The sequence below is a fragment of the Opitutia bacterium genome (assembly GCA_016217545.1).
In the GTDB taxonomy this organism is placed as follows: Bacteria; Verrucomicrobiota; Verrucomicrobiia; order Opitutales; family Opitutaceae; genus Didemnitutus.
The window spans coordinates 1209902-1227359 of the sequence record JACRHT010000012.1 but is presented as its reverse complement, the minus strand read 5'-3'; the positions used below and the strand labels follow the sequence as shown (position 1 = coordinate 1227359).

General features: G+C 68.2%; 15 protein-coding genes. All 15 read right to left on the bottom strand.

Translation table 11 applies throughout. The features are described from left to right. Positions 1-106: 106 nt before the first annotated feature. On the bottom strand, positions 107-379 hold the full coding sequence (locus tag HZA32_12175; GenBank protein ID MBI5424830.1) for a response regulator transcription factor: 273 nt from the start codon (positions 377-379) through the stop codon (positions 107-109). A gap of 16 nt (positions 380-395) precedes the next feature. Next, complete coding sequence (locus tag HZA32_12170; protein ID MBI5424829.1) at positions 396-3422, bottom strand: immunoglobulin domain-containing protein; 3027 nt, start codon at positions 3420-3422, stop codon at positions 396-398. A gap of 66 nt (positions 3423-3488) precedes the next feature. Then, complete coding sequence (locus tag HZA32_12165) at positions 3489-3728, bottom strand: DUF4266 domain-containing protein (protein MBI5424828.1); 240 nt, start codon at positions 3726-3728, stop codon at positions 3489-3491. Beyond that, on the bottom strand, positions 3725-4237 hold the full coding sequence (locus tag HZA32_12160) for a TlpA family protein disulfide reductase (protein MBI5424827.1): 513 nt from the start codon (positions 4235-4237) through the stop codon (positions 3725-3727). Before HZA32_12160 ends, HZA32_12165 begins: the two co-directional genes overlap by 4 nt. Further along, complete coding sequence (locus HZA32_12155) at positions 4224-5207, bottom strand: FAD:protein FMN transferase (GenBank protein ID MBI5424826.1); 984 nt, start codon at positions 5205-5207, stop codon at positions 4224-4226. The genes HZA32_12160 and HZA32_12155 overlap by 14 nt, the downstream gene beginning before the upstream one ends. 19 nt (positions 5208-5226) lie before the next feature. Continuing rightward, positions 5227-6387 carry a DUF3570 domain-containing protein gene (locus HZA32_12150; GenBank protein MBI5424825.1) on the bottom strand — a complete coding sequence of 387 codons (1161 nt, stop codon included), beginning with the start codon at positions 6385-6387 and terminating at the stop codon, positions 5227-5229. Positions 6388-6667: 280 nt separating this feature from the next. Beyond that, positions 6668-8446, bottom strand: coding sequence for a HAMP domain-containing histidine kinase (locus HZA32_12145; protein MBI5424824.1), 1779 nt, complete (start codon positions 8444-8446; stop codon positions 6668-6670). Next, on the bottom strand, positions 8443-9123 hold the full coding sequence (locus HZA32_12140; protein MBI5424823.1) for a response regulator transcription factor: 681 nt from the start codon (positions 9121-9123) through the stop codon (positions 8443-8445). The genes HZA32_12145 and HZA32_12140 overlap by 4 nt, the downstream gene beginning before the upstream one ends. Before the next feature lie 117 nt (positions 9124-9240). Then, positions 9241-9567: an MGMT family protein gene (locus tag HZA32_12135; GenBank protein ID MBI5424822.1), complete on the bottom strand. Its 327-nt coding sequence runs from the start codon at positions 9565-9567 to the stop codon at positions 9241-9243. A gap of 229 nt (positions 9568-9796) precedes the next feature. After that, positions 9797-12535 carry an immunoglobulin domain-containing protein gene (locus tag HZA32_12130; GenBank protein ID MBI5424821.1) on the bottom strand — a complete coding sequence of 913 codons (2739 nt, stop codon included), beginning with the start codon at positions 12533-12535 and terminating at the stop codon, positions 9797-9799. Between the two features lie 807 nt (positions 12536-13342). Beyond that, positions 13343-13591, bottom strand: coding sequence for a DUF4266 domain-containing protein (locus HZA32_12125; protein ID MBI5424820.1), 249 nt, complete (start codon positions 13589-13591; stop codon positions 13343-13345). A gap of 8 nt (positions 13592-13599) precedes the next feature. Continuing rightward, positions 13600-14118 carry a TlpA family protein disulfide reductase gene (locus HZA32_12120; protein ID MBI5424819.1) on the bottom strand — a complete coding sequence of 173 codons (519 nt, stop codon included), beginning with the start codon at positions 14116-14118 and terminating at the stop codon, positions 13600-13602. Then, positions 14105-15088 carry an FAD:protein FMN transferase gene (locus HZA32_12115; protein MBI5424818.1) on the bottom strand — a complete coding sequence of 328 codons (984 nt, stop codon included), beginning with the start codon at positions 15086-15088 and terminating at the stop codon, positions 14105-14107. The genes HZA32_12120 and HZA32_12115 overlap by 14 nt, the downstream gene beginning before the upstream one ends. A 22-nt stretch (positions 15089-15110) precedes the next feature. Next, positions 15111-16286 carry a DUF3570 domain-containing protein gene (locus HZA32_12110; GenBank protein ID MBI5424817.1) on the bottom strand — a complete coding sequence of 392 codons (1176 nt, stop codon included), beginning with the start codon at positions 16284-16286 and terminating at the stop codon, positions 15111-15113. A gap of 125 nt (positions 16287-16411) precedes the next feature. Next, positions 16412-17434, bottom strand: coding sequence for a bifunctional transcriptional activator/DNA repair protein Ada (locus HZA32_12105; GenBank protein MBI5424816.1), 1023 nt, complete (start codon positions 17432-17434; stop codon positions 16412-16414). Positions 17435-17458 lie beyond the last annotated feature (24 nt).

The following is a 17458-nucleotide window of genomic DNA, read 5'->3' as shown; positions in this document are numbered from 1 at the left end:
GGCTTCTGAGACCTGCGTGTCTACCAGTTCCACCACCTGAGCGGAGAGGAAGGGGCATGGATACGTCCCGCCCGAGTCGGCGCAAGGCTTTTGTTGGGCGCCCGCGTCAACGCAGCAGCGCCATCAGGCGAGCGCGCGAGGGGACGTCGAATTTGCGCAGGCACGACGAAACTTGGTTCTTGATCGTGCGCTCGGCGCGGCCGAGCACGCTGGCGATTTCCTTGTTGCTCAGGCCCAGTTGCACGAGGTGCAACACGCGTTTCTCCGCCGGGGTGAGCACGACGGTGGGGCAACTTTCGCCGAGCTGCGGCCAAAGTCGCAGCCCGGGCACCTCCGTGAGCGTGGAAGCGAAACGCGAGGCGGGAACGGTCGAAGACATACGCAAAATCCGGCGCTCAACGACCGACCGTGCGACGCCAGCGGCGGACTGCAAACGCCAGCGAGACCGCGAGCGGCAACCAGAGACTCGGTGCGCCGCCACCACCGCCGCCCGATGCGGCACTCCCGGAAGTGCCGCCCGACGACGTGCCGCTGGGGTTGCCACTGGACGCGCCGCCGGTGGTCGATCCGCCAGACGATTGGCCGAGCGTGAGCGCGAGGGTCGTGACGGTTCCGTCGGCGGCGACCGTGCGGACAGCGCCCGCGCCGGTGTCGCCGACGTAGAGCATTCCACTCGGGCTGATCGCGACGGCCAACGGGTGGTTGAACAACGCCGAGTTGTTCGCGGACTTCTTCGGATCGTCGTCTTCGTCGTCGCTTTCGCGCGAGATCGTCGAGAGACCGGCGATGGTCGTCACGACGCCGGCGGGCGTGATGCGACGGACGGAGGAGTTGCCGGTGTCCGCGACGTGGAGATTGCCGGCGGCGTCGATCGCGAGGCCCTGCGGTTGATTGAAGAGCGCGTCGGCACCGCGGCCATCGGCGGCGCCACTGACACCGGAGACGCCGGCGAGCGTGGTGACATTGCCCGCGGCGCTGATCTTGCGGATCGTGTTGTTGTTCGTGTCGGCCACGTAAACGTTGCCCGCCCCATCCACCGCAACGGCCGCCGGGTGGTTGAACTTTGCCGAGGCGGCGCTGCCGTTGGCGGAGCCAGCGGTGCCGGGCTGGCCCGCGTAGGTCGTGACGGCGCCGGCGGACGTGATCTTGCGGATCGTGTGGTTCGTGGCGTCGGCAACGTAGAGATTGCCCGAAGAATCGAGGGCGATGCCCGTCGGCGCGGAGAAGGTCGCCGCGGTGCCGTTGCCATTGGTGTTGCCGCGGAGAGCGGAGTTACCGGCAAAGGTCGTCACGGAACCGTCGGTCGCGATGCGGCGGATGACCGCGTTGGCCGTGTCGGCGACATAGAGGATGCCGTCGTTCGTGGCGACGAGGCCACCGGGTTGATTGAAAAGCGCGGCGGCACCGCTGCCGTTGGACGAGCCGGCGTTGCCCGTGGAACCAGCGACCAGGTAGACCGTGCCGTCCGCGGCGATGCGCCGAATGGTGTCGTTGGTCGAGTCGGTCGCGTAGAGCCGGCCTGCGCCGTCGAAGGCGAGCGCCGTGAGGTGCGGGAAGATGCTCGCGGTGGACGCGAACGCGAGCGTGGCGGAGTTCGACGTGGCCGTGCCGGCCGAGTTTGAGACGACGACGCTGTAGGCGCCGGCGTCATTGCTCGTCACGGCTGCGATGGTGTAGCTCGCGCTGGTGGCGCCCGCGATGGCGGCACCGTCTTTGCGCCATTGGTAACTCAACGGCGCCGTGCCGGTCGCAGCGACCGAGAATGTGGCGGATTGGCCCGTCGAAACGGTGACGCTCGCCGGCTGCGTGGTGATCGACGGAGCGGTGGCGGTGCTCGTGCTGTTGACGGTGAGCGTCGCGCCGTTCGAGGTCGCACTGCCGGCGGAGTTGCTCACGACGACGCTGTAGGTGCCGGCGTCGCCGTTCGCCGCCGCAGCGATCGTGAAGGTCGAAGACGTGGCGCCCGCGATCGTGGCGCCGTCTTTGCGCCACTCGTAGCTGAGCGGGGCCGTGCCGGAGGCGGCGACGATGAACGAGACGGACGCGCCGACGTTGACGGTTTGCGCGGCGGGCTGCGTCGTGATCGACGGCGCCGTGGCCGTGTTGGCGGTGTTGACCGTCAGCGTGGCGCTGTTCGAAGTCGCGGAGCCGGCGGAGTTCGTCGCGACGACGGTGTAGGCGCCGGCGTCGCTGGTGGCCGCCGAGGCGATCGTGAAACTCGCGGAGACGGCGCCGGCGATCGCAGCGCCGTCTTTGCGCCATTGGTAACTCAGCGGCGCCGTCCCGGACGCGGTGACGCTGAACGTGACCGACGCGCCGGTGTTCACGGTTTGCGAGGCGGGTTGTGTCGCGATCGTCGGAGCGACGGCGCTGGCGGTGACGGTGAGCGTCGCGCCGTTCGACGTGGCGTTGCCGACGGAGTTGGAAACGACGACGCTGTAGGTGCCCGCATCGCCGCTCGTGACGGATGCGATCGAGTAAGTGGACGAAGTCGCGCCGGGGAGGTTGGCGCCGTCCTTGCGCCACTGATAACTGAGTGGCGCCGTGCCGCTGGCCGTCACCGAGAACGACACGGAGCCGCCGGTCGTGGCACTCTGGTTCGAGGGTTGTGTGGTGATCGATGGCGCGCTGGCGGCAGCGTTCACGGTGAGCGTGGCACCGTTCGAGGTAACGCTGCCGGCGGAGTTGCTCACGACCACCGTGTAGGTGCCGGCGTCGGCGGTCGTCGTCGAGGCGATCGAGTAAGTCGCGGAGGCGGCGCCGGAGATTGCAGCACCGTCCTTTCTCCATTGGTAAGCGAGCGGATCGGTGCCTGATGCGGTGACGGCGAAATTCGCGCCTCCGCCTGCCGTCACGGTTTGGCTCGAGGGTTGAGTCGTGATCGACGGGGCGGTGACCACGACGCCGCCGGTGACATTGATCGTGTAGCTGTAGGAAACGCTCTTGCCGGTGGCGCTCACCTTTTCCCAGGCCTTGATCGACACGGCGTAGTTGCCGGCAGTCGTCGGGGTGCCCGAGATCGTGCCGTTGCTCGCGTTGAGGAGGAGATCCGCTCCGCTCGCCGTCGCGCCGGTCACACTCAGGCCCGGAGGCAGGTTCGAGATCGTGTAGGATTTCACGGTCGACGGCGCGCCGGTGACGGCGAACGCCGCTTGAAACGCCGCGCCGGTCGTCGCCGAAGCCGGGCTGGCCGGCGTGGCACTGAACGTCGTGGCGCCCGCCAGCGTGTCGACGGCGCCGACGGCGGTCGCGACGAGCGCGGTGGAGCGCAGCACCTGGCCGAGCGAGCCGCGAACCACGACGGACTCCGCGCAGAGCAGCAACCGCACGATCGGAGTGCGCTGGAGCAGCGCGATCAGCGCGAGCGCCGGAAGTTGAACGCGGCGAAATTTCCAAACCAGAGAAAGGACGAATGAAGACATGACAGGGCACGATCCCGCAGCGCGGGACCAGACAGGTTGACCGTTGAAGGGAAAAAGGCGGACGGCTCAGTTGCAGCCGCAGCCGCTGCCACCGACGCCGCGACCGCCGGAAGAGGCTTCGCGCGAGAAATAGATGTGCTCGGTCATCGCGTTCTGAAGCGGATCGCGATCGGGGCGCATCGTGTAATCGGCGAGTGTTGCGCGCTCCCAAGGTTGCACGCGAGCGGAGGAACAGCCGCTGCCGAGCAGCGCCGTGGCGAGCGCGGCGGCAGCGAGAGCCAGGCGGAGGAAGGGCGAGTTTTTCATGAAGCGGGGGATTCGGCGAGGGCCTGGTCGAGGGCGGCGCGGATGGATTTTTCGGTCTCTTCGCCGTGGTAACCGGTGAATATCGCGCGCACGCGACCGTCGCGGCCGACGACGACGGTGGTGGGCATCGCGGGCACCTTGACGGCGCCGGCGAGCTTGTGCGCAGCGTCGCGCACGGTGGCGAAGGGCGGCGCGTATTTCTTGAGGAACGCGGCGTAGTCCTTCGCCTTGTCGTCCTCGCTCACGCCGAGGATCGTGACGCCGCGCGGGCCGTAGTCGGCGTGCAGCTGGCCGAGCGCGGGGAACGACGCCTTGCACGGCGCGCACCACGAGGCCCAGAAATCCACGAGCACCACGCGGCCCTGCGTTTCGGGCAACGCACCCTCGAGTTGCGCGTCGGCGAGGCTCGGGAACACGGCGCCCCGCGCGAGTTCGGCCCGCGCGAACGAGAAAGCCGCAGCGAACAGCAGTCCGGCGGCGAAAAGAGCGAGGAGTTTACGTGACGACATAATTCCAGAAACCGCGCGTCTGGGCGCGGCCATTTTCGGTGACGAGCAGCCCCTCGGCGCCAGGGAAACGCTGGATGAACTCCAGCCCGAGCTGCGGGCCGAGCACGAAGGCCGTCGTCGACAACACGCCGGCGAGGAAGCAGTTTTCCGCGACGACAGTGACCTGTTGCAAACCGTGCGAGACCGGGTAGCCGTCGCGCGGATCGACGATGTGGCCGTAGCGACGGCCGGCGAAAGTGAACTGGCGGAGGTAGTCGCCCGACGAGGCGACGCCCTTGCTGCCGGAGACGGCAATGCTGCCGTTGTGCCGGCCGGGCACGGCGGGATTCTCGAGGCCGATGTGCCACGCGGGACGTCCCGGCGGCGCGCCGAGCGCGCGGATGTCGTGGCCAAAATCGATCAGCGCGTCGTTCACGCCGGCGCGTCGCGCGAGCTGGGCGACGGCATCGACGGCCCATTCCTTGCCCCACCCGCCGAAGTCGAGCGACATGCCCACCCGCAAGCGCACGCGGCCCGGCATGCGCTCCACGCGCGGCCAGCCAACCAGTTCGCGCACGGCGGCGACGCACGACGGCGTGGGCAACTGCGACGGCGGGCAGCGATAATCCCAGAGTTGCAGCAACGGACCGGCCGTCGCATCGAGAGTGCCGCCGGTGATTGCGTGCAACGACGCGCAGATGCCGAGCATCTCGTCCATCTCCTCGTCGATCGTCACCCAGGAGCCGGCCGCCGCGTTGATGCGCGAAACCAGGCTCGTGGGGCGAAAGCGCGAGTAGCGCGCCTCGAAGCGCTCGACCCACGCCCGCAAATCGTGCTCGAACTGCACCGCCGCACCGAGGTCTGGCGCGCCGTAACGCACCTCGCAATTCGTGCCGAGCGCGCGAAACACCATGCGACGCAACGGCGCCGCGCGATCCGCCGGTGTGGGCGGTGGCAGCGAGTCGGACGGACGAGTGGCGGCAGCGGGCACGGTGGGAGCGCGGGACGGACTACCAAGTGTAGCTGATGCCGGCGGTCACGATGTTGGCATCGGGATACGCGCTGGCCGACGTGATGCCGTCGCGGCCGGACATGTCGTAGCGGTCCACTGCGACGTCGAGGTGCACGTGCTCCGTGGGATTCCACACGAGTTTCAGGCCGTAGTTCACGCTGCGCAGTTTCGAGAGACGGTAATCCGCGGAGAAGAACGGGCCGGCGGGGTTCGGCAGGTCGCCCGGCACGATGTCGGTGCCGGTCAGCGTCACGTGATAGAAATCGGCCTGGCCTTGCTGGTAGAGGCGCACGCTGGGGATCAGCACGACGTGCGCACCGAGCTTCTGCAGCCAGGCCGCGGTGAGCGTGTGACTCGTGGTGCCGAAGGAGTCGTGATACAGGCGGTAGCTCGCGTCGATGGCGCCGTTGGCGGCCTCGACGGCGTGGTTCACGCTCGCGAAGACGATCCACTTGTTGCGGGTGTCGGGACGGTTCTCAGGGAACGTCAGGGGCAACACGAGGCCGGGCAGCAGTTCGGTGTTCTTCGTGATGATCTTGTAGGGATCGCTCTGGTAGCCGCTGATGTGGCCGAAGCTGAAGTTCAGCGAAACGGAGGTCTGCGGGTTGAGCAGCTGGTTGACGCCGATGACCGCGTCCCATGCACGCTTCTTCACGCGATCCGTCTGGTAGAAAACGCGCACGGTGTCGTCGGTCGCGCTGAAGCCGAGGAGCAGCGACGTGTTCTTGTCGTTGAAGTCGGTGAGCGTGTTCAGCGACGCTCCGTTCGAGACGTAGTCGCTCTCGCGCGAATTGGCGAAACCGACACCGACATTCACGCGGCCGAGTTGGTGCGAGTAATCGGCGGTCCAGGCCTTGCGTCGATCGTGCATTTGCGTGAGCGGCACATCGCCGCCGGGCGTGAGCGGCGCCTCGCCCGTGGGCGTCGCGCCGGCGATGGAGTCGATGACGCCGGTGAGCTTCAGCTTCGCGTCGGTGCTCAACGAATGCTCGATGAGGCCGTATTGCGCCTGCACGCCCACGCGGCCGGCGGACTCGCGATAGTCCTCGTATTTATAGGTGATGGTCGACTCCGCTCGCGCGGTGCGCGGCTGCAGGAGGAAGATCACGCCGGCCACGAGCAAGGCCGGAGCGAAAACGGGGCGTTGTGGGTGCGTCATGGGAAGCGGAGAGGAGGCGTTACCGCGGCGGCGTGCTTCGCTTTCGTGCGACTGCGGGACGAGCGCGATCGCGCTCTGGTTCGAACGAACCATGTCCGCGCGACGGCGGGGGGCGGGAAATGTGGAGAAGAAGATCATGCCGTTCGGCCCTGAGAGGGGGGAACGCATGCGGACTTAATTTCCGGCCATGGCGAGCCAACCAGATTAAGGTAACCTAGGGGATACAATTTCCCCGAAGGGTGTTCCCCGGGCCGCAATCGGGAGAGCGGCCCGCACCCGCTCAGTCGGCCGCGACCAAGCGCACCACGAACGCGGTCAACTCCGCGTCGGAGCGCAGCAGCTCAATGTCGCCGTGGTGCAAGCGCGCGAGTTCGCGCGCGAGATTCAGTCCGAGGCCGTAGCCCGGGATGTTTTCGCCCACGTTGCCGCGGCTGAAGCGGTCGAATATGCGCGCTTGGTCCGCGAGCGGGATCGGCTGGTGCGCGGTGTTGGCAATCGTGAGTTCGACCCACGCATCGCGCCGCGCCGCGCGCAGACTGATCTCGCCGCCGGGCCGGTTGTATTTCGCCGCGTTCTCGACGAGGTTCTCGATCGCGAGCGTCAGGTAGCGAGCGTCCCCGCGCACCGGCAGCCGCGCGGGCAAATCGACCTTCACCTGCAGCTCGAATGGATCGGGGCGCACGCTGCGGTCGTCGAGCACGCCGTCGACGAGACGCACGAGATCGACGACGCCGAGCTGCAACTCGAGCCGGCCGGCATCCATGCGCGACAGGAGCAGCAAGTCGTCGATCAGCGACGACAACCGCGCCGTCTGCTCGATGAGCGCGTGCACCTCGTGCGTCGCGCGCTTCGACAACCGCTCCTTCGCGCGCAGTTCCTCCAACCCTGAACGGAGCACGGCGACGGGCGTCTTCAACTGGTGCGAGGCGTCCGCGGAAAAACGCGCCGCACGGCGCAGCCCCTCGGTCGTGAGCGCCAGCGCCTGCTCCGCATGCCGGCGGCGCGCGCGGTTCTCCGCCGACACCTGCACCAGCTCCTCCATCGGTCGCGCGAAGCGCACGGCCATGAGGTGACTGATGCCCATGGCGAGCAGCAACACGACGCCGCCCGTGCCGAGCACCTGTCCGCGCAAACGCCGCCGTTGCGCCTGCAATTTCTCCAGCGAGTAGACACCCACTTCGTAAGCCAACGGGTAAGCCGAGCCGACGTTCAGGCACTGCATCAACAGCAGGCGAGGCGCGCCGTTGACCGTCACGGGCAGCGGACGCACGGGCACGGTTTGCCGGGCGAGGGTGGCGTTCACCGCATCGGCGATGCTTTGGCTCTCGCGCGGCGGCAAGCCGAGTTGAAACACGCGGCCCTGCGTCCACAGTCCGGTGAGCGTCTCGCCGTCCGACCCGCTCGGGACCACCACCTGCGTCGCCGGCTCGAATCCGAGCGCCAGCACTGCCACGACACTGCCGTCGCGCGCATCCATCACCGGCAACGCGATCACGTCGAAAACCGGCCCGTCGACGTCCGCGCGCTCGCGGAGCAGATAGCCGAGTTGCGGATCGACGCCGGAAAATCCGCGCAACGTCAGTTGCTCCTGCTCGCTCGGAGTCAACCGACCGACCGGCGCGCCCGCAGGAGGCTCGATCAGGCGCCCGCTCGGATCGAGAAAACGCACGAACTCGACGTGGAACTCCTTCTCCGCGCCAGCCGTCGCATGGGTGCCTTCCTCGCGCTCGATCACATCGCCAAGCACCTCGACGCCATGGGCGTAAAGCCGGCGCCGCAAGTCACGTTCCGACGAGGCGCGTAATCGCTCCACCAAGCCACGACACCGCTCGACGAGCGCCGCCCGCCGCGTCTCCTGCACGTCGCGCAAGGCGTCGAAACGATGCTGGAACTCCCGCATCACCCCCTGCTCCACCGCGTCCTCCATGCGCCGTTGCGCAAACCAAAGCACCACCACGGTCACGACCGACACGACGGCCATGAGCGTCAGTTGCAGGCGCCAACGAAGACGATTCGGCGTGTTCGCCGGGAACGGCGGCGCGGTGTTCTCCGGCCTCATCGGAAGTTGGACGCGCGCAAGGTGTAGCCCACCGAGCGCACGGTGTGGATGAGCGCCGGGCCGGTGCCATCGATTTTTTTGCGCAGGCGGCCGATGAAAATTTCCACCGTGCGCGTGTGGTAATCGTGTTCGCGATGCCAGACGCGCTCGCAGATCTCGCCGCGGGAAAAGACTCGCCCGGGCTCCTGCATGAGCACGAGCAACAGATCGAACTCGCGCGACGAAAGCTCGATCGGCACGCCGTTCCGCGTGACGGTGCGGCGGTGAGCGTCGACCCGCAGGTCCTCGACGGCCAGAAGATCCTCCGCGGTCGGCGCCGTGCCGCGGCGACCGAGCGCCTCGATGCGCGCCAGCAGTTCGTCCATCGCGAACGGTTTCGCCAGATAGTCGTCGGCGCCCGCGCGCAGGCCGGCCACGCGATGCTCCACCTCGCCGCGCGCGGTGAGCATTAGCACCCGCGCCACGCAACCTCTCTCGCGCGTCTGTGCCAGCACGCCGAAGCCGTCGAGTCCGGGAAGATTCAGATCGAGCACGATCAGGTCCGGGCGATCGGCGAGCGCGCGCCGCACGCCGGCGTTGCCGTCGTGTTCGGCCGCCGCCACGTGTCCGTGGCGCGTCAGCGCGCTGACGATGTGGCGCGCGAGTTGTTGCTCGTCTTCCAGCACGAGGATTCGCATCGCCGCATGACTGCCCCCAACGCGCCGCTCTTGGCAAGCGCGCAAACGGTGAGGCTCGCTGAAGTGCGGCGACCGCGGCTCACGCCGGCAGGGACAAGCCAGAGCGACTGAACTTGTTCAGCGCAGGTATTTGCGCTCGTGCTCGAGCAGGCGCTGCTTGCGCCACAGGCCGCCGGCGTAGTCGCAGAGCAAGCCATCGGCGTTGATCACGCGATGGCATGGAATGACGAGCGCCACGTTGTTCGAGCCGTTGGCGTGGCCGATGGCGCGCGCGGCTTTCGGCACGCCGACGCGCTGCGCCATCTCCACGTAGCTGCGCGTGCGCGGGTAGGCGCGGGCGGGCCGCAATAGCCCTTGAATTAGCAGCGCGCGGTGGAGGGCTCGATGCGGAGTGCTACGATATCCTTGCCGTGATGAGACCGTCCTTCGCTGGCTCAACCGCATGGCGCAGCTACACGTCCTACCCAACCGATGAGGCGGGGCAGTTTTCAGGCGTGGTGCTGCCGTTCGCGGGCGGCACGACTTTAGCAGGAGGCTATGCAGGCAATGCGACTCACTACCCGGACTTCTCGCCGCTGGAGTCGGCGCTGGTGTTTGGGCGCGTGAATTTCCCACTCGGTGTTACCGAACACGTGGAGCGTGCCGTGCGCGTAGAAGTGACGACGCTGGCGAGTCAGCGCAGCGCGCGCCCCGCCCGCTTTCGCCGGCGCAATGCGAGGAGCAACGTCGCGCTGAGCGGCAGCCAGAGGCTCGGTGCGCCGCCGCCGCCACCACCACCGCCGCCCATGGATGGATTCGGCGTAGGTGTAGGCGTGGGTGTCGGCGTGGGCGTGGGTGTGGGTGTCGGCGCCGGCGCCGGCGCGGCGGAGAGAGCGAGCGTGGTGACGACGCCGGCGGGCGTGATCTTGCGGATCGCCGCGTTGCCGGTGTCGGCGACGTAGAGATTGCCGGCCGCGTCGATCGCGAGCGCCTGCGGCTGGTTGAAGAGCGCATCGGCGCCGCTGCCGTCGGCGATGCCCGCGATACCGGCCACTCCGGCGAAGGTCGTCACCACGCCCGCGGCGGTGACCTTGCGGATCGTGGAGTTGCCCGTGTCGGCGACGAACAGATTGCCCGCGCCGTCGGCGACGAGCGCCATCGGGCGATTGAAGAGCGCGGCGATGCCGGTGCCGTTGTCGAAGCCGCTGACGCCGACGAGTCCGGCGAGCGTGCCGACCGTGCCGTCGGCGCCGATGCGGCGGATAGTGTTGTTCGTCGTGTCGGCAACGTAGACGACGCCGTTCGCATCGACGGCAATGCCGTTGGGCAGATTGAAGCGCGCGGCCGTCGCCGCCCCGTCGGTCGAACCTTGGGCGCCCGCGCTGCCGGCGACGGTCGTGACCGCACCCGCGGAGGTGACCTTGCGGATCGCGTGATTCATCGAGTCGGCGACGAACAGCGCGCCGCCACTGTCGCGCGCGAGTCCGACCGGCGCGGAGAACGTGGCCGTCGTGCCCATACCGTCCGCACCGCCGCGCGTGGCGCTGGAACCGGCGAGCGTCGTCACGGTGCCGGCCGCGTCAATCGCGCGGAGCGTGGCGTTGGCGGTGTCGGCGACGACGAGACTGCCATTGGCAAGAACGACCACGCCGTTGGGTTGATTGAAGCGCGCCGCGGCGCCCGCGCCATCCGTCGCGCCGGCGGCGCCGTTGGTGCCGGCGAGCAGGCTGACCTGGTTGGACGAGTTGATTTTCTGCACCGTGTCGGCGTTCGCGTCGGCCACGTAGAGATTGCCCGCGCCGTCGATGCCGATGCCGGTCGGAAACGGGAAGAAGACCGTCGCGACCGTGAGCGTGGCGCCGTTGCTGGTCGAGATGACGCCGTTGTTCGACACGACGAAGCGATACCGCGCGCCGTTCAGCGTCGAGCCGACGTTCGCGATCGCGAGGGTTGCGGTCGTGGCGCCGCTGTAGTTGCCGCCGTCGGTCAGGTCCGCCCACGTCGTGCCGCCATTGGTGGAAACCTGCCACTTCACGGTGCCTGTCACGCTGCCCGCGCTCAACGTCGTGCCGTGGCCGGTGGTGACCGTGACGTCGTTGAGGTGGCGCGACGCCGTCGTGCTGACCGTGAGCGTGGCCGAGCCGCTGATGACGGTGCCGAGCGAGTTCGTCGCCGTGGCCGAGTAGTGGCCGACATCGTTCAACGTGACGCTCGTGATCGTGAACGTCGCGTTCGTCGCGCCGGCGATATTGTTGCCGTCCTTGCGCCACTGGAACGTCGGTGCCGGACGGCCGGTGGCGGCGACGGTAAACGTCACTGCGCTGCCGAGCGCGGCGATCTGCCCGCTCGGGCTGGAAGTGATCTCGGGCGCGACGTCGGTCGTGGTAACGGTCAGCGTTGCGCTGTTACTCGTGGCGGAGCCGGCGGAGTTCGTCGCCACCACCGTGTAGCTGCCCGCGTCGCCCGCGGTCGCGCTTGCGATCGTGAACGTCGCGTTCGTCGCGCCAGCGATATTGTTGCCATCCTTGCGCCACTGGAACGTCGGCGCGGGGTTGCCGCTCGCGGCGGAGGTGAAGGTAACCGAACCGCCGACGGCTACCGACCGGTCTGTGGGTTGGGTGGTGATCGCGGGCGCGCTGGCGGCGACGGCCACGGTCAGTATGGCCGGATCGCTGGTGACGGAACCAGCGGAGTTCGTCACCACGACGGTGTAGCTGCCGGCATCGTTCGCCGTGACATTGTTGACGGCGAGATCCTGATTGGTCGCGCCCGCGATGTTGTTGCCGTCCTTCCTCCATTGATAGGTCGGAGCCGGGACACCGGTGGCGCGGACCGAGAGGATGATCGAACTGCCTGCCGGCATGTTCGGCTGGCCGGATGGTTGCGTGGTGATGCTCGGCGCGGTCGATGTGCTGCCGCCGGTCACGGTGACGGTGTAGTCGTAGGGAGGAGAGGAGATGCCGGCTTGGTTGGTGAATTCAAAGGCCGTGATCGTGACGTTGTAGATGCCGGCGGCCGTCGGAGTGCCCGACAAGTGCAGCGAGCTGGTGTTCACCGCTCCCGCACTCGTCAGTCCCGAGAAACTGAGGCCGGGAGGAAACTGGCCGGAGACGCTCCACGATTGTGGCGGGGTCTGCGTGCCATTGACCGTGTAGAAAACCGAAACAGTCGTGCCGGTCGTGACCGTGACGCCGCTGGCGGTGCCGCTCGACGGCACGAGCGGCGTGGCCCCGACGACGCTGTTGACCGCACCGAGCGCCGCGGTGACGGCGAGCGCGGATTTGAGGACCGTGCCGAGCGGCGCGGCCGCGACGATCTCGTCCGCGGCGGCGACGAGCGTGGCGACTGGCGTCCGCTGGAGCAGCAGCATCAGGAACGCACTCGGAAAATTGAGCCAGTGGATGCGGCGCAGGAGGAAGGCGGGGATTTTCATGCGAACGACGGTTGACGGTGAAAACGCGACGCGGCGCTTGGCCGAGCCGCAGACACCGTCGTCAAATCCAGCGCCCGGGAAAGCGGCTAGCCGTAACAGGCTTGTTACGGCGCAGTCGCGCGCTGCGACTCGATGGCGGTTCGCGCGGTGAGAGCCCGAGGTGGGACGCTACAGGTCGACTCAAAACCGCCGCATCGATTGCGCGGCGGGCGTCGGGGCGCTGCTGCCCATCCCTGGCGACCGTGTTCGAGATCGCGCTCGAGCTTCAGCTTCGTGTGCGGGGTGGAGCGGTAGCCGGCAGCCAGATCGAAGCACCACTGGTCGGAGCCCCAGGCCACCGAATGGCGTGTGACATCGTCCGGCACGTCGTCGAACGTCTGTCGGTTCCAGCGCACCGCGCCGAAGAGCTGGGGCGTGATCTTCTATCTTTTCGCGAGCAAGCCGACCGACGCCTCGGCATCGCCGACGCCGGGAGTCGCGAAGCGCGTCCGGTAAACCTCCACCCCCGAGCTGCGGGTGCCTCCGCGCGATGCTCGCGTCGAGCGCGAGCGTCGTCTGCCGGTGGTCGGCGAGCGCGTGATCGGCAGGCCGCGTGCGCGCGACGGAATTCCTACACCGCGCATCGAGGCAGCGGTAGAATTCCGCGCGAAACGCCAACGCGGGACTGCCGCGCTCGGCCGCGCCGGCCATGACGCCGGCTAGTTCGTCGTGCGCACTCGGGTAGAGCGGGAAATGCTTCTCCGCGGCGCGTGGCGGCCTGTCGATGACGCTTGCTGCGCCCCCGCGCGCCGGAAGCGCGGAGGCGCGTCAGTTGCAGCCGCAACCGCTGCCCTTTACGCCGCGTCCGCCCGTGGCGGCCTCGCGCGAGAAGTAGACGTGCTCGTTCATCGCCGTGGCGAGCGGATCGCGGTCGGAGCGCATCGTGTAGTGCGCGAGCGCCTCGCGCTCGTAGGGTTTCACGCGCGCCAACTCGGCGGACGAGCAACCGGAGACGGCGAGTGCCGCGGCGGCAAGGGGCAGCACGAGCGCGCCGCGGGGGAATCGTTTCGTTCTCATGGGAAAGTTCATTTTTCGGCCAGCGCGGCTTCGACCGCCCGCCGGAGTTCGTCGGTGGTATCGGCGCCGTGGAAGCCCGCGCCGACGAACCGCACGCGACCGTCGCGGCCGATCAGAAAGCAGGTCGGCATCGCCGGCACCTCGACGGCGGAAGCGAGTCGATGCCGGGCGTCTCGCACGGTGGCGAAGGGCGGTTGGAGACGCTTCAGGAACGCGTCGTAGGCCGCGCGCTGCCGGTCGACGCTCACGCCGACGATCACAAGTCCGCGCGTGGCGTAATCGGCGTGCAGACGCGCGTAGGCGGGGAAGGACGCGCGGCACGGCTCGCACCACGACGCCCAGAAGTCGACCAGCGTCACCTGTCCGGCCAACGGCGGGAGTTTTCCCTCGAGAGAAAGCTCGGGGTCGCTGAGCGCCGGAAACGCCGCTCCGACGGTGATGCGCGCTGGCAACGCGGAGAGTGCCGACAACGCCAACACGAACACGAGCGCGCGAACGGGAACGCGAAAACAATCACGAGGCGACATAGGCATGGAAACCGCGGGTGTGGTGGCGCGCCGTCTCGGTGACGAGCACGCCCTCGGCGCGAGGGCACCGCGCGATCAGCTCGAGGCCGCGCTCGGGCCCGAGCACGAAGGCGGCGGTCGAGAGCACGCCGGCCTGGAGGCAGGTGCCGGCAACGACGCTGACTTGGAGGCAACCGTTGGCGACCGGCCAGCCGGTGCGCGGATCGACGATGTGGCCGTAGCGCCGGCCGTTGAGATGGAAACAGCGCACGTAGTCGCCCGACGATGCGACGCCGCGTCCGTCGCGCACGGCGATGCTGCCCCAAGTCGCGCCGGGCCGCCGTGGATCCTCGAGGCCGAGGTGCCACGCGATGCGGCCGGGCGGCGTGCCGAGCGCACAGACGTCGCGTCCGAAATCCACCAGCGCCGCGCCGATGCCGTGCTGGCGCGCGAGATGCGCGACGATATCGACCGCGTATTCCTTGCCGAAGCCGCCGAAATCGAGCGCCATGCCGGGCTCAGGCAGATAGATTTTGCCCGGCGCGCGCTGCACCTTGTTCCAACCGACGAGCCGGAGCGCGGCCGCAATTTGCGTGTCGCTCGGGATCGTCGGGTGCTCGGCTTTCCAATTCCAAAGTCGCAGCAGCGGGAGCGACGTCGGATCGAGCACGCCGCCGGTGGTGGCGTGGAGCGCGTCGCCGAGCGCGAGCATCTGCTCCATGTCGGCGTCGATATCGACCCAGGCGCGGCCGGCCGCGGCGTTGATGCGGCTGACGAGACTCAGCGGACGGAAGCGCGAATACTTCGCCTCGAATGCGGTCACCCACCCGACCACCGCGCGCTCGAAGGCGGCCGCCTGCGCGGCGCCGGCGGGAGCGGCGTATTGCACCTCGCAGGTCGTGCCGAGCGCCGAGAATGCGAGCAAACGCAACGCGGCTCCGTCCGCAGCGGCGGCAGCGCGCGCGGTCGGCGGGATGGCGGTGGCGTTCATCGGGCGCAACGCAGGGCGACGGTTACCAGGAGAACTTGGCGCCGAGCGTCACGACGTTCGCGCGCGGATAAGCGCTGGCGGGCGTGACGCTGTCGCGTCCGCGCATGTCGTAGCGCGCGAACTCGGCGTCGAATTGCCAGCGGCTGGTCAGCGTCACGACGGCCTTGAGCGCGAGCGTCGTCGTGCGCAGGTCGGAGAGACGATAATCCGACGAATAGAACGGGCCGCCCGGCCGCGGCGCGCCGCTGGTGGGCGTGATGCTCGTGGCGTCGAGCCGGTAGAAATAAAAATCCGCCGCGGTCTGCGTGTAGAGGCGCACGTGCGGAATGAGCACGAGGTGCGCGCCGAGTTTTTGCAGCCACGAGAACTCGATCGTGTGGCTGTCGGTGCCGAACGTGTCGTGGTAGAAGCGATAGCCCGCCTCGATGGCGGCGTCGGCCGCCGGCAACGCCCGGTTGACCGAGGCGAGCGCGATCCACTTGGTGCGTTCGTCAGGACGGTTTTCACCGAACGTGAATGGCAAAAAAATGCCCGGGCCGACCTCGATCGACTTCTGGACGAGCTTGTATTGATCGGCCAGGTAGCCGCTCGCGCGACTGAACGAGAGGTTGAACGCGACCGAGGTATTCGCGTCGAGGAGCTGCGTCACGCCGGCGGCGAAATCCAGCGAGCGTTTGCGCGCCCACGGTGTCTGAAAGAAGACTTTCACGTCGTCACTCGTGCCGCCGAGCCCGAGGAGGAGCGTGGTGTTCTTCTCGTTGAAGTCGCCGCGCACGTTCAGCGACCAGCCCTGCGAGCGGTAGTCGCTCTCGCGGCTGTTGGCGTAGCTGCCGGCGAGGTTCCAGCGGGCTATCTGGCGCGAGAGATCGAGCGACCACTCGTGGCGTCTCTCGTTCATGTGCGTGAGCACGACCTGATCGCTGCCGGCGGGCGCAGGCTGGCCGTTCGGTGTGGCGCCGACGATAGCGTCGGTGACGCCCTGGACTTTAAGCCGTATGTCGCGCCCGAGATCCTGCTCAAGCAGCGCGCTCTGCGTTGTGACGGCCATGCGATCGTTCGCCTCGCTATAGTCCTCGTATTTGTAGGTGAGCGAGTTTTCGGCGCGGGCGCGCGGCGCGTAGAGGCCGAGCCACGACACGAAGGCCAGAGTCAGGCCGAGCGAGCGCGAGCGCGCGGAAGGGGCGCAAGAAGTTGTCATCACGGAGGGGTTTCCCACCGCGCGCAACCGGAGCGCGCGGCGGCATGCGCACTGTTGCGTAGATGTCCCGCACGAAAAGTAACGGACCGTAACAGGACTGTTACGCCCACCAGGCCCGGCGCGATTCAGCCGCCGTGCCTGCGCTCGTGCTCAAGCAGGCGCTGCTTGCGCCACAGACCGCCGGCGTAGCCGCAGAGCGAGCCATCGGCGTTGATCACGCGGTGGCATGGGATGACGAGCGCCATGTTGTTCGAGCCGTTGGCGCGGCCGATGGCGCGGGCGGCTTTCGGCACGCCCACGCGTTGCGCCATCTCCAGATAGCTGCGCGTGCGGCCGGGCGGAATGCGGCGGAGCTCGGCCCAGACTTTTTGCTGAAACTCCGAGCCAACCGGCGCAAGCGGCAGATCGAACGTCAGCGACTCGCCGGCGAAATACTGCGCGATCTGCGCGGCGGTGGCATCGAGCGTCGGATGGTCGCCGGGGACGATGACGCATTTCAACCGGCGGCGGAGGTGCTCGATCTCGCGCTCGAGGCCGCGGCGATCGACAAACTCGAGCAGGCGCAGGCCAGCGTCGTCCGCGAGCGCGACCATCGTGCCGAGCGGCGTCTCGATGCGACGGCCAAGCAGGCAGTGCTTCGTCGCAGCGTCGCGCGGTGGCTGACCGAAGAGCCGCGCGAAGGCGTCACGGAAGCCGCTGGTGGATTCGTAGCCCGTGGCGAGCTGCGCCTCGACGACGGGTTGACCGGATTTCAGGCCGTGCAGCGCGAGGCCCATGCGGCGGGCGCGCTGGTAGGCGTGGAAGGTCATGCCGTAGTAGGCCTTGAACTGCCGGCGTGCGGTTGAGGGTTCGATTTTGAGCGCGACGAGATCCTTGTCGGTCACGCGGCCGTCTTTCGCGGACTCGACGGCGCGGCGCAGGCGCTCGACGAGCGCGGGCACCGGGCGCGTGGCGTCCATGGGCTTGCAGAGGCGGCAGGGACGGTAGCCGCCGTGAAGCGCTTCGTTCACGGACGGAAAAAATTCGACGTTTTGCTCCTTGGGAAATTTTGCGCGGCACGTCGGGCGACAGAAAATGCCCGTGGTTTTCACGCCGGTGAAGAACACGCCCTCGTAGGCCGGGTCGCGCCGACGGACCGCGCGATACATGGTGCGGAAGTTCGGCAAGGCGTG